Genomic DNA, 14,407 nt, shown 5'->3' with positions numbered 1-14,407 from the left:
AGGATGTTATTACATTTTGTGCCTGTTTTATTTCCCTGTTTCTTTCTCAATTTTTTCTATCATTTTTTCTGCATTACCGTTGGTTCCACCAAGACTGATTGCTTTTTTATAACTCTCTAATGCTAAATCGTACTGCTTAGCTGTAAAATAAGCTTCACCTAAACTATCGAAAAGATTAGCATCTTTAGGAAACTCGGTGGTAGCCAATTTAAATATTGTTATGGATTCGTTGATTTTTCCAAGTCTTGATAATTCATATCCTAACTTATTAAGTTCTCCCGGATTATCAAAACTATATTCATTTTTAGAGCTTTTTTTGAGTAAATAATAAGTTTCTATACCTTTATTTACGTCGTAGAGCGATTCTTTTCTTATTGCTTGCTCAATAGATTTTTTAGGAATTTCGTACTCTTTCCCTAACATTATGTTGTGGATAATATACCCTAAATCCCAAACTCTATTGAGGTTATTGGACAATAGAATGATCGTAATATTATTTTTAATATCATTTAAAAAGATAGACTCAAATTTGTAAGAAACCCCATTGTGTCTTTGTAGGTCTTCTTTTTCAAAGTATCTGCCAAGTGATCCGCCTTCATCTTTTGCATATGGATTATTCAACAGGGTTTGAAAGGAATCTTTGGATATTAAAAGATTGGAATTCATTGCTTCAATCCATTTATACAGATTATCGATATCTACCCAAAGCCATCCACTAATGAAATTCATTTCCGGGCATCGGACATTGTCCATATCATAACAGGAAGTTCTGTTTTTATAGCCAAATGTTGGGTCAAATACCGAATTGGTCATCTTTAGCGGCTTAATTATATTTTTAGTAACAAATTCTTGAAAGGATACTCCAGTTACCTTCTCAATGATTCTTCTTTGCAAAAAGACATTGCTGTTATCGTATTTGTAACTTGTTCCAGGTTCAAACAATAAATTATCACTGCTTCTCAAAATCTTCCATGCATCTGTATCACTTACCGGATTTAACCCCGATTCTATTTTAGGAATTCCGCTGGCATAATTAATCAGATGACGTATGGTTACTTTTTCCGACCATTTCGGCAATCCCAAATCAAATTTGGAAATCGGGTCATCAAGATTAAGAAGACCCCGCTCCACTAAAATCATGATGGAAACCGCATTAAATTCCTTTGCAATAGAGCCAATATTGAATATTGACTTATTGTTTAAAGGAGTTTGTCTCGTTTCATCGGTAAATCCAAATGATTTCTGATACACAATCGTATTGTTTTTAACGACAAGGACGTTTCCATTGAATAAACCTCTTTCGTAAGATTTTGTCATTAAGGAATCAATTTGATTGATTTCTGATTTTTGTTCAGTCGAAGTTTGATGTATTTTCTTTGTTTCTTTGGAATTATTTAACGCTTGGGCAGAAAGCGCATTGGTAAATAAAACAGTTGTTAATAATAAGAAAAGTAGGTTCTTCATTTTAATTAATTTTTAGAAGATAGAATTTGATTGATTTTTGAAAGCATTTCTTTGGCATTATCGTTATTCGGATTCAGTTCCAACGTTTTATGATAATCCTTTTTAGAAGCATTGTAATCTTTTTTAATGAAATAAACCTCGCCCCGTGTATCATAAATATTGGATGAATTTGGAAATTCTGAAACTGCGTAATTAATAATTTTTAAAGCTTCATCAGTTTTTCCTTCACCCAAAAACTTGTATGTTAATCTATTCAATTCATTTTCAAAACCATTAAAATTATAAGAATTGAATTTGTTTTTCTTCAGTTCATTCAAATAAACAATTCCTTTTTCTACTGATTCTGCTTTCATTTTTTTATAAACCTCGAAGATAATTAACGGTTTAGGCAAATCAACTTTGGTATTGTATAGAACTCCAAAGACATCATCGATAACAGCTTCCAATTGTCCGCCTCTTTTACCTGCTCTAGTATTATCAAGCAAGATCACATATATTTTGTCCTCCGGAATTCTGGCAATATTGCAGGAAAAACCATTGATTCCGCCACTATGTGCCATTGTTGTAATATTTTTATCTGAACCTAAAAAATTCTGATGTTTCTGAACAACTAAACCGTAAGCGTAATCGCCTAAATTTGGCGTGAAATATATTTTTTTGCTCTCGTCATTTAGCAGAGTATTTGTGTATAAAGCATCATCCCATTTTCGCATATCATTGGCTGTGCTGTACATTCCGCCAGCAGAAAATACGGCAGTTTTGATATTAATATAATCTGTTTTTTGATAACCATCGTAGTCAAAATCATAACCCTGTGCATAATTTGAAATAATTTGTTTTGGGTTTTCAACTCCTGTATTTTTCATTCCAATGACATCAAATATTTTTTCTTTGAGAACTTTTTCATAAGGTTTTTTAGTGATTTCCTCAATAATTAATCCCAACAGATAATAGCCAGTATTGCAATAATTCTGTTTAGCTCCAGGTTCAAATCCCAGATTATCTTTAAAATATTTGATTGCAAAATCTTTCCCAGACAAATTTTCAAATCCCATTTTAGTTTTAAAATCAGGAAAATCGGTGTAATTGGGTAAGCCGGAAGTATGCGTTAATAATTGGTGAATCGTAATTTTGCTTCCAACTGTTTTGCTAAACCAAGGCAAATAATCACTTATTTTATCATCAAGTTTAATTTTTCCTTCCTGTTTTAACTGCATAATCAGCATTGCTGTAAACTGTTTCGTTATAGAACCAATTCTGAATTTGGTGTCAGATGTTGCCTCGATATCCCAGCCAATGTCGGCTTTTCCATAATTTTTTTGCAAGATAATTTCGCCATTTTGAATAACTAAAGCACTTCCGTTAAAAAGATTGTAATCGTGATATTTACCAATGATTAAATCAATTTTCTTAGCTTTTTCTTCATTTGAATTGGTGTAGGGGTTTTGTGCAAAAGTATTCAGAGATAAAAGCACTAGCAATGCAAACAGAAAATTCTTCATATTTTATAATTTGAGGCAAAGATGCTTTAAAACGCCTCAGTACGCGACCGATTAAAAAAAGTCGAACCCATTTCTTAGAAAAAGGATGGATTAATTTGGATTTTTTCTAAAATCTGTTGGTGTTGTTCCTGTATATTTTTTAAAAGAAGTACTAAACGACGATTTAGAATTGAAACCAACCTGGTAAAGAATTTCTAAAATAGTGAGCTCTTTTTGCGAAGGATCTTTCAATATTTCCTTTGCTTTTTCGATCCGATATTCATTTACGAAATCAAAAAAATGCTTGTTCATATACAGATTAATCAAAGCAGACAGATCTTTAACGGGCATATTTAATTGTTCTGCCAGATCCTGAATCGTTAACGAAGAATCCAGGTAGGGCTCTTTTTCCACCATATAATCTTTTAAGAATTCGATTTGTTTATTTTTTTCATCATCAATGATAGGAGAAGATTTTTTTTTCGGGGCAACATCTGAGATCGGCTTTAATAGAGAATTAACGCCTCTGAAAAATTCAGGTTTGTCTAATGCAACAAATAGATACCAACACGTACAAAACAAAAACGCAAATCCATCAAGGGTTACAATCCATGCTCTGATCTCACCCCAACCAAAGATAAAAGTAACCGACCATCTGATAAGTACTAAAAAATGTAAGACATAATAGAGAATTGTTATTTTGTAAAGTGCATTGAGGATAGAAATATTTGGATTCGTATAATTTTCCAGATAGACGGTTTTAGATTTTCTAATCACCAGAAATGAAGCAATAAAATAAACCTGAAATAGAAATTCAAAAAGAAAATAAAAAAACTGCATGATAGGCGTTTGATTCATTGTATTTATGAAGCTTATTTTCGAAGCTCTATCTTCAAAATAAATCCCATACGCCATATACAAATTGAACGCAATAAACGGAATGGTGTGCCATAAATGTTTCGGTTTTAATCGAAAGTTGGAAAAACAAACGGACAATACATAGAGGTAAAATGATGCCGGAACCAAATAGTTAATGCTCCAGCGAAAAGCCTCGAGGTTGATGAAATTAACAGGAAAATCACGCATCAAAAATTTACAAGCATCTACGGCATTTGTAAAAAGGAAAAAAGCAAGAAGCCAATTTGCAAGTTTGTGCTTCGTTTTTACAGTCAATAAAAATAGGGCGAGAAACAGCACCAAAAATATTCCTATAAATGCTGCTATTTCCAAAAAGCTGTATTTGTCCATAGTTTTTTAACGTAGGTGCAATTTAATATTTAAATAGGAAAGCTTAAAAAAGTATAGATGATTTTATCCAAATGCTAAAAGTTGTATTGTTGTAAATACCAATACAGCCACAGTCCTGGCTTATTTTGAAATAGTTAAAGTCATTATTGAATGAGCAAAGGGGAAAGGAAAAACAGAATATACAAAAATAATAAAACATAATCGATTGTAAATGAGTGATTTGTATATTGTTTTTAGCTTGAAAAGTGGAGCTTGATGCATTCGAATCCTCTCTTTCAAAACACTTTAAAATCTCATTTTCACATATATTATGATTCTTCCACGAAAAAATAGCACAAAATTTATGCTATAATTATTCTATATCGACTTCAAAGAACATCCATAAATCTCTAATGTTAAATATAAGAATTTCCATGCTAATGTTTTAAGGATCATCTAAGTAGTAGTTTTAGCAGAGAATTACTGTCTTATACTTTATTATCCGATTTATTTTCTAAAGTTTAGTCGGATTCTTTAGCGCTGCTTCTGGTTTACAAGGCGAGGTGAAAGTATCTTTTGAAATTCTTATTTCCTTTTTGTGAAATACCAAGACGATATGATTTTAAAATGCCTTCCAGATACAAAAATAAAAGAATATAGGTAATTCAGACAACTAATCATTGTAAATAGAGCATAAGAGCAGTAAAATTTTCAAACTTGATCAAGTTATATTATGTCTTATTCCTAAAATTTCTTGGGGAGGAACCTGTGAGTCTTTTAAAATATCTGCAAAATAAACTGGTATCTGCAAAATTTAGTTCACTGCTGATCTGTTTAATTGATAGATTAGATGACTTAAGCAATGTTTTTGCATGTAGTATCATAACATGATCAACCCATTGTATGACAGATTTTCCCGTCTTTTGTTTTAATAGTGTAGAGAGATACTGAGGGGTCAGATGCAGTTTTTCTGCATAAAATTTTACGCTTCGCTCTTGATTGGCATGTTTAGAAATTAAGATATAGAAACCATCAATTATCTCATGTACGCGGTTTTTTACGAGACTATTGTTATTTGCTAAACTGGAATACACTTCGGAAATCATACAAATTAGAGCTATGATAAGATGTTGTAAAATTTCTGTCTTCTTAGAACTTTGTTTACTATGGTAGAAATCTTGTAAAAGAGCCAGCAATTCTTTTTGACGTCCTATACTTTCAGGTAATAGCTTTACAATAGGATTCCACCGAATTTGGTCATTCATGATAAATTCACGAAGAATTGGAAAAGCTGTAATAAAATCTAGCGACAGTCCAATAGTGACAAATTCAGCGTCTTCACTAGCCGTTTTAGTTTCTATCATTAATTGGGGCAATACAACAAGAGTATCGTCTGCATGAACTTCATACTCCAAAAAATGAATTTGTGTACGCATTGAGCCTTTTAACATAAAACCCAGTAATAAGCCGTCAAACTGATGCCTATAATCGGTGAATTCTTTTTGTGGCTGATCATTTTGATCAATGATAAACATTCCCTCAGCTTTTTTAGAAGGGTCAATATTATAAAGCTTATAGACGTTGTCTAATGTTAAGAATAAAGGCATAAGCAAATATTAGAAAAAATGAACATTTCTTGTGAATACCTGACGGTCAATACGTATAATTTGTTACAAATTGAAAGTAGTTGTCCGCTGAAAACCAAAAGTAAGCAATTCAAGATATTTATTATGCACCCTTTAACCCGTAGAGAGAATTTAAAGTTAGGTCCCCTGATTGTTAGTCCTTTTTTACCGATTCCTCTGTTGAGCTACTATTTTTGACGCTGGGATATGATTCAACTTAAGGGTTTTAAAGTATCTAAAATTAAAATTGGTGGATGTTGAATATGTTTCTCAAAATCTGTACGTTGTCTTAAAAGTCTTGTATCTGGCGTAGGTTCTTTCAAATTCTTTAAAATAAAACCAACTTCTAGCACTTCTTGTACAATAGTAGAGAGCTTACGATGGTATTTTACGACATCTTTTATAAACCAATCCTGTTTACGTTGATTTTCGATTGCGTAATTGGGGATGGTTTGCATCCGATTTAAACTCTCGAGTATTGCAGTGCAACTCGGGTGTTCTATTGAAAATAAAAATTGCCCGCCTGGTTTTAAGCCGGCATATATTTTTTTAAATACCATTTTTAAATTGGCAATATAGTGCAGCGTCATGGAACTCAATACTAAATCGAGTTTTTCTTTTCCAAACTCATATTCTTCTACTGCCTGACAAACCCATTGAACAGAGGGAGAAGAAATTCTCTTCTTTGCCTCAGCAAGCATTTTTTTAGAAATATCTACACCAATAATTTTTTTTGGACTCTGACTCAAAATCGATTCTACTTGATGACCTAGTCCGCAGCCCAGATCTACAACTATCTTGCCTTGTACAGGTTTCATTAGACATTTTATTGCGGGCTGTTCCAACAGTTCATTCAAACCCTTGTCATTGTCTCTTAAATCTTTATAACCTTCGAAAAAATCGGGATGATCATATATATTTTGTTTCATACTTATAATTTAGGTCTGTGATAGCGAATTTATTCATAATTGATGTTCTATAAAATTTACCAATTGAGTTAAAACGGGACAATTTAATTCATCAAGGAAATGAATAGAAATTTTTACTATTATTCCTTAGAAGTTAAACGCACTTCTGGATATTTTTGACTACTATCAGTTGAATATCATTTTGGCATACCTGCCTCCAAGAGTAATCAAATGATCGTGCGTGCCTATTTCTTCAACCCTACCATTTTCTAGAACGATTATTTGATCTGCATAACGAACAGTTGAAAGTCTGTGCGCGATCGAAATGACGGTCATACCATCACTCACAGAAGATAAAGCAGCAGTGAATGCTTTTTGGGTTTCAGCGTCCAGTGCGCTTGTTGCTTCATCGAGAAGTAGAATTGGCGGTTGACGTAATAATGTTCTGGCAATACACAGTCGTTGTCGTTCTCCACCAGAAAATTGATAACCACGTTCACCCACCTGAGTTTGTAGACCTTCTGGGAGGCTGGCGATAAGTGTCTTTAGCTGTGCTACCTGGAGAATATTTGCTATCTCTTCCCCTGTAGCATCTGGTTTAGCAAAAAGAAGATTCTCTTCAATAGAGGCGTTGAGTAAAAAAGGGTCTTGCGTTACTATCCCCAGCAATTCAGAAATAGATTTAAAGCTTAAATCCTTAACATCTATCCCATCAAACAGTATTCGTCCCTCGTCGGTATCGTACAGCCTGGCGATAAGATTTCCAATTGTACTCTTCCCAGATCCTGTCGGTCCGATAAGAGCAGTATATTTACCAGCAGGGATTGTAAAGGAGATGTTTTTCAGCAAAGATACAGATTCCCTGTCATAAGAGAATGAAACGTTCTCGAATGTTATACCCTTTTTGAATTCACTTTTGTCTAATGTGAGAGGATTTTCTCTTTCTGTTATTTCTGGAGGCATATCAAGATAGGAAAAAACTCTGGTAAGGATTGCCCTTACTTTACCAAATTCAATACGAGTTTCAAACACTTCTAGGAGAGGCCATAGAAGTTGTTCCTGCAGTGCTACAAAGGCTACCATAGTCCCGATAGATACTTGGTAACCCATTCCCAAAAGCATGCCCCCACCAAAGAATGTAAAGGCAGGCAACATATCCAAGAATAGAAAAATAATAGCAAATTCCCATTGGCCTGCTGTGTTTGACCGGGTTTCTAATTTGGATAGATCTTCAGAGTTCTTTCTGAACATGTGTACAAGATGCTTCGCTCGTCCCATTGTTCTGGCTAGAATGAAACCTCCAGCAGATAAAGATTCAGTAATATTAGACGAGAGATCAGCTACACGTTCCTGTTGGTCATGCATAATCCTTTCCCGTATTTTGGCAACTCGTTGGTTGACCAAGACGAGTAGAGGGACTATCAAAATAGAAACAATAGCTATGCGCCAATCTAAAAGTAACATGGCTATAGTAGTTGTAATAATAGCGGTTATATGTCTGGCAAAATCAGTTGCGGTATTCGTTAACAAAGATTGCATTTTCGAAATGTCACTCGTAATACGTGCTTGTATTTCTCCTGTTCGGGTGGATGAAAAAAATGAGAGCGATAAGGACTGGAGATGTTCATAGAGCTTCACACGAAGATCATGCATAATCTTTTGTCCAATGCTAGTTGAAATATAAGATTGTACAACAGAGACAATTGTTGTAAAAATTGAAATAGCTGCTAATCCAAGCACGAGCTTGTATAGTAAATCCATATCCGAGGCCGGTAGTGCATCGTCGACGATTTTCTGGATTAAGAAGGGACTTATTGTGCCAAATATCCCACCTATTATAATTAATAATAGTACAATAGCTAACGTGGTAGTATAGGGTTTCACAAGATGTGTAACCCTTGAAAAGGAAAATTTCGTATGAGATACTTTTGTATTTGCTTTCATTATAGTAGGATTATCTAGCGGCAAAAAGTGAGTGTATTGCTATATTTAATAGCGAATTGCAAAAATACATGTAAAGAGTTTGCTTTTGTTGGCAATTCTACTGGTTTTACATTCAATCCGTAACTAAATGAGCTTTAAATCAAATCGTTCTTCGTACAAGGGTTTTCCCCATTGTGTAGATTCGACGGCATGTGTTTGCACAAAACCAGCTTTTTTATACATGCTTATAGCACGTTCTTGAATACTTGTAGTCAATAGAAATATATTGCTATAATCTCTTTCTTTGCAATATTCCAGTGCCACATTCAGGAGTCGTTTACCAATTCCAGTTCCACGAAAGATAGGATGGGTCAGAAACCAGCGTAATTGTGCTTCTTCTGAATTATGATGGACAATTGCTATACAGCCAATGATCTGCTGATTGTATTCAGCTAGCCATACACGGTCATCTGCTTCAGAGTAACTTCCTAAGAAATCATAGAAAGTCTTTGCAACATATCCTTCAAATTGAAGTGAATACCCGGATTCTCTGGCATAGAGCAAACCATGCAAATAGATTAAATAGCCAATGTCACCTGGTTTTAGTCCTTCTCTAAAAGTTACTTCTTTGGCGAGCATGCTGTTGTTATAATCCTTCGATAGGAGATTTTGAATGGTACGCATCGAATTTATAAGCATGGACTTTTCTTCGGTGCCTAATTTGTTTTCAAAACTTGCTATCTGTTTGTCCGATTTGGTCTGTAACTCATGAAGTAATTGCTGACCTTTGTCTGAGAGCGTAATTATCAGGGATCTTGCGTCATCCTCACATTTCATCTTTTGAATAATATCTTTTTTCAAGAAACTATTCAAAAGACGGCTTACATATCCCTTATCTAGGTTTAATAAATCACATATATGCTGGGCTGTTATATTTTCATGTGCACCAATTTCGTATAATATACGTACTTCGGTTAATGAATAGGGGCTATCCAAGAATTGTTGGTTCAAAAGCCCAATATGAGAGGTGTAAAACCTGTTGAAGCTTCGTATGTTGCTAATGATCTGTTCCATTTCTGTAGTTTTAAGCCCCAAATGTAAATTAATTAGTTGACTTTGGCAACTAACTGAAGGGTTGAAGATTTTTTAATAAATTATGACTATGTCTTTTTCATATAAAATTTCTTATTGACATCATTACAAAACATTCTAAATAATCAAAAAAATGTAACGTATAATCGTAATATCTGAATGTTATTTATTGAATTATTTAGAATAATAGCCACATTATATTACAAATTGCACGATAAATTACTTTAACTGATAATTTTTGAACGGACGAAAGAACTAATTTTGTTTTTCAGAAAAATGAAATACAACTTCTTTTTCAACTATATGACTCCAGCTGGAACAGTTAAGATAAGTTTCAAATGTTATGCAATATAACTACAAGAAAAATCAACAATGGCCTGGGTGATTTATTAAATAAATTCAAAATGATAGTAAAACTTAGAGAAATTACACAAAGCAACTACTATGAAGTATGCCTTCTTACTACTAATGCAGATGGAATGCCTACTTTTGATGAAGAATATGTTTGTGCAAATTCCGTTTCTATAGCGGAATCTAAATATTATCCCAACTTGCATACACGTGCTATCTATCAGGGCGATACAGCTGTAGGATTTATGCTGTTTGGACCATACGAAGAGGATGAAAACAACTTTTGGTTACTTAGGTATATGATAGATTACAGATATAGGGGTAAAGGATTTGGAAAAGCTGCTTTTGAAGCTTTCCTTAAAGAAGTCGAGGCCTTAAACTCCATATCAACAATTTATTTAGGCCTATATCCTGAAAATGAAATTGCCAAAGCTCTCTATACATCATTTGGCTTTGTTTTCACAGGAAGGGAAAAAGATGAAGAGCATATATACAAGCTCGACTTGAATAAATAAACGTTATAGCTATCACCCGAAAGTTTATTGTTTCATCGATAATCCTTGTCTTATTATGCTCAACGGTTTACTTCATCTACAGAGGATCTCAGGAATTTGACATTGAAAATATTTTTCATAAGACTTAGCATTTACTTTAAAAGGTGATGAATTAGCGGACACATTATTCGTTCCGAAACAGGGTATGTAGGATTTTCTCAAGGAGGGTGGGGAATTCCCAAAGCGGAACGGCAAATAACACCCGCATTTTCAGCTATTATTGGGTGATGGTTAATTGATTAGACCAGGAGCGTTTTATACTGGACTAAAATTAAAAAAACAAGGAATCTCCTTGGATAAAATCAAGTAAAAGGTAGATTTTATCCAGAGAACTAATGTTGCTTTGTTTTCCATTTATAGCGATAGTACTATCCTGACCTTGAAAACATGTATCGCTATCTTATAATCTAAGAAAAATCTATCATCAGCCCATTACAAAATCTGTTGTTATATTGTGACCTCGACGAGCGTATCTTCAAAACTTTTTATAGATGATTTGGTTTGTTTGAGCGAAATACAACAAGAATTATAAAGCTCTTTTTTATCAATATTTTGTTAACAAACTTCAAAAACAGTTACCTACTACAACCCTAGAAATGTTTTTCTAATGCCGGGATTCTAAAAATGATTACACAGGATAATGCAGAGTTGCTGCAACTTTCTGGGTTGCGTAGTCCTTATCAGGGCAAACTCTATCCAAAACAATCAATATTTAAAGAACTCCCATAAACTCCAGATAAGGAGTCATCAATTTTTTATCAAAAACTGGAGGCATCAAATCTGTATCTGCTAAAAACTGCTGCGTATTGCTTCTGTCGTAATAATAAGTGTTTTCATACGCTTCTACTAATGATTTTCCTTCGTGTACATCTTCTGTAAACAGGCTCAACAAAGGGTAAATCGGTAAATTATTATCATATTTCCATTGGTTGAGCCATTGATGGTATTCCATTCCTTTTAAATTGATATCATAATATTCATTTATTTTGACGCAGAAATCAGTAAGTGAAACATCATTTTCTGGCAAAGGAGAAAGGTGGAAATTGAGTCCGATCGCTTCTTTCTTCTTACTGATGTGCATGATGGCTTTACACATATAATCTACCGTTGTAAGCTCATCCTTTAATCCCATCACAAGTGGAAACGAGTTCAGCTCAACACAACTTCTGATCAGCGATCCCCACCATTGATTCATCACGGTTGCTCCGGAAGTACTGTGACAAACCGCAAAACCCAATCTGAAATTCGTAATTGGAAGCCCTTTTTGCCGGGCTTTTTCAGCAATACTTTCCATTACCCATTTGCTTTTTATATATCCAAGATCTCTGGCGACTGCATCCATATTTTGGTTGATCGAATCATCTTCATACATCCAGGTTTTCTTTGTAAAAGGTCTTCCCCAGCTAAATACGCCCATCGAAGACAGCAACATCAGAAATTTTATTTTTCCTGTCACTGCAAGATCAATGATATTGTGTAAACCGTCAATATTCGATTTTTTAATTAAAGAATAAGGCTGCACATAGCTCACCGAACTCCCCGAATGATAAATCACTTCGATACGATTGGTAATGAAACTGTAATTTTCATCTTCCATACCGAAATGATGCAAGGATAAATCTCCAGTCATCGCGATAACGCGGCTGTCATACTCGAGTGACCACGATAATTTAAATTTTTCAAAAGTAGCTTTAATACGTTCCAATCCTTCTTCCGAAGAGGCTGCACGCACCAAACAGTAAATATTTGCTGTGGTCTGCTGTAAAAGTTCTTCCAGTAAATGAGATCCCACAAAACCCGTTGTTCCTGTTAAAAAAATACTCTTAGGATTCTTTAAAATCTCGGGATTTGGTGATTCATTTATAGTAAAATCAATGTGTAGTTCTGAATCTTTTATCAACTCGCTGATCATCATTTCAGCTTTATTTTTTTGCGAAATTTCAGTTTTTACCATTCGGTTTTTAACTTCTTTAACAAAAGCTGAAATAGTGGTGTAAATATAAAGTTCCGGTAAGCTGATCAAATTTCTGACAGGTTCAGGAAGCAGCATATGCAGTTGAGCAAGCAACAAAGAATGACCTCCCAATTCAAAGAAGTCTTCTTCTTCATTAACGTCTTCCAACGAAAGAAGATCTTTCCAGATATGCATTACGACTTGGGTTAAATTATCATCTTTCCATTTCGGCAGATTGTCATTTTTTACTTGATTTTCGGGAATTTCCAAGAGTTTTTTATCTATTTTTCCGGCATGGTTCAAAGGCATCTGATCTATAATTAAAATCTTGTCAGGAAGCATATACGCAGGCATTACCTGTTGTAATTTTGCCTTTATGTTCTGCAGAACTTTTGTCTGATCTTCATCCGTTGCAAGCTGAATAAAAGCAATTAAAGCCGGTAAACCATTTTCTTTTCTCTGAACTTTAACAGCACTTTGAGTGATCTGTGGCAATTTTGAGATATTATATTCAATCTCAGCAAGTTCGATCCTGTAACCCCTAATTTTAACCTGATCGTCTTTTCTTCCGTAAAATTCAAGATTTCCGTCTTCTCTGCGAAGAGCCATATCTCCGGTTTTATAAAGCGTTTTACCATTATTTAATTGATCTAAAAGCCATTCCGGAGCTTGAATAAAAGATTTTTGAGTGTCTTCTTCACGATGTAAATACCCTAACGCCAATTGAGAACCTCCGATATAAATTTCTCCAACTGTTCCACCTATTACAGGTTTCAGATTTTCGTCTAATAGAAATACATCAACAAACGGTATTGCGGTTCCGATAATTCTTGGATCAACCTCTTCTTTAAATTCATAATTACTTACCGCAACAGTTGCTTCGGTCGGTCCATAACTATTGATCAGACGAATCTTTTTATACCATGCTTTTACCGTGTTTTCAGTACAGGCTTCACCTCCAATCGCTATAGTGCGGAGATTTCCGATAGGTTTGTTTACCGGCAACGAAGCCAATACCATCGGAGGCATCAAAGGAACGGTGTCTATAGAGTGCTCAACAATAAAATCTAAAAGCGGCTCGCCCACAATTTTATTATTCGGATATAAATGCATCGTGGCTCCTTTAATTAAGGGTGTCCAGATATCTATTATGGCTGCATCAAAACTCGGAGAAGCAAACTGCAAAGTTGTATTATCTGCAGATAAACCTAAAATTTCTGCCTGATATTGTACAAAATTATAAAAAGAATGATGTGAAATGATCACTCCTTTTGGCATTCCCGTACTGCCGGAAGTGTAAATTACGTAAGCAGGATTTTCAGGTAAAATATTAATTAAAAGGTTCTCAGTTGACCTATTTTGAAAAATTTCATCAGAAATTAAAGAATCTAATGCAATACATTGAATTTGGTCATTATTGACTTTATCTACATATTGATCTACGGTGATGATCATTTTAATTTTTGAATCATCAATCATCATCTGGATTCGGGCTTGCGGTAGTTCCCCATCGATAGGTAAATAAGTGGCTCCCGTTTTTAAAATGGCTAAAAAAGCAATGATACGGCCTGTTGACTGCGGGATACAGACCCCGATCAGTCCACCTTCTTCAATATTCCGAGTTTGTAGATAGTGTGCTAATTGATTCGCTTTTTCGTTTAACTTTTCATAAGTAATTTTTTCAGCACCATCAACAATGGCAATTTTTTCGGGGTATTCTTTCGAGATTTTCTCGATTTGTTTTACAATATCAACTACTTTTTTATGGAAGTTATTTGTTGAAAAGTCATTCGAATGAAAGCTCATGGTAGCTGGCTCTTTTTTCATG

9 protein-coding genes are annotated in these 14,407 nt (G+C 34.3%); 1 reads left to right on the top strand and 8 read right to left on the bottom strand.

The annotated features are described in order from the left end of the window. Positions 1-27 precede the first annotated feature (27 nt). From CHSO_RS17120 to CHSO_RS17090, 7 genes are all read right to left on the bottom strand, one after another. A complete protein-coding gene (locus CHSO_RS17120; RefSeq protein ID WP_045498590.1) occupies positions 28-1,464 on the bottom strand; it encodes a serine hydrolase in 1,437 nt (478 codons plus the stop codon). A gap of 5 nt (positions 1,465-1,469) precedes the next feature. After that, complete coding sequence (locus CHSO_RS17115) at positions 1,470-2,966, bottom strand: serine hydrolase domain-containing protein (RefSeq protein ID WP_045498583.1); 1,497 nt, start codon at positions 2,964-2,966, stop codon at positions 1,470-1,472. A 90-nt stretch (positions 2,967-3,056) separates the two neighbouring features. Next, on the bottom strand, positions 3,057-3,803 hold the full coding sequence (locus CHSO_RS17110; protein WP_232509089.1) for a helix-turn-helix domain-containing protein: 747 nt from the start codon (positions 3,801-3,803) through the stop codon (positions 3,057-3,059). 1,100 nt (positions 3,804-4,903) lie between these two features. After that, on the bottom strand, positions 4,904-5,779 hold the full coding sequence (locus CHSO_RS17105) for a helix-turn-helix domain-containing protein (RefSeq protein ID WP_045498576.1): 876 nt from the start codon (positions 5,777-5,779) through the stop codon (positions 4,904-4,906). Between the two features lie 230 nt (positions 5,780-6,009). Continuing rightward, a complete protein-coding gene (locus tag CHSO_RS17100) occupies positions 6,010-6,726 on the bottom strand; it encodes a class I SAM-dependent methyltransferase (protein WP_045498573.1) in 717 nt (238 codons plus the stop codon). Between the two features lie 165 nt (positions 6,727-6,891). Then, positions 6,892-8,649, bottom strand: a complete 1,758-nt coding sequence (locus tag CHSO_RS17095) for an ABC transporter ATP-binding protein (RefSeq protein WP_045498570.1) — start codon at positions 8,647-8,649, stop codon at positions 6,892-6,894. 123 nt (positions 8,650-8,772) lie between these two features. Further along, positions 8,773-9,702, bottom strand: coding sequence for a bifunctional helix-turn-helix transcriptional regulator/GNAT family N-acetyltransferase (locus CHSO_RS17090; RefSeq protein ID WP_045498568.1), 930 nt, complete (start codon positions 9,700-9,702; stop codon positions 8,773-8,775). 422 nt (positions 9,703-10,124) lie between these two features. On the opposite strand from CHSO_RS17090, the gene CHSO_RS17085 reads away from it, so the two are divergent. Next, a complete protein-coding gene (locus CHSO_RS17085) occupies positions 10,125-10,586 on the top strand; it encodes a GNAT family N-acetyltransferase (RefSeq protein WP_045502802.1) in 462 nt (153 codons plus the stop codon). A gap of 751 nt (positions 10,587-11,337) precedes the next feature. On the opposite strand, the gene CHSO_RS17080 is transcribed toward CHSO_RS17085, so the two are convergent. Then, entirely contained in the window at positions 11,338-14,406 is a 3,069-nt protein-coding gene (locus tag CHSO_RS17080) for an amino acid adenylation domain-containing protein (protein WP_198408388.1), read from the bottom strand. Position 14,407: the final 1 nt, after the last annotated feature.

Source organism: Chryseobacterium sp. StRB126 (genome assembly GCF_000829375.1).
Lineage (GTDB): Bacteria > Bacteroidota > Bacteroidia > Flavobacteriales > Weeksellaceae > Chryseobacterium.
The sequence above is the reverse complement of the archived record's forward strand: the minus strand, read 5'-3'. Positions and strand labels throughout refer to the sequence as shown.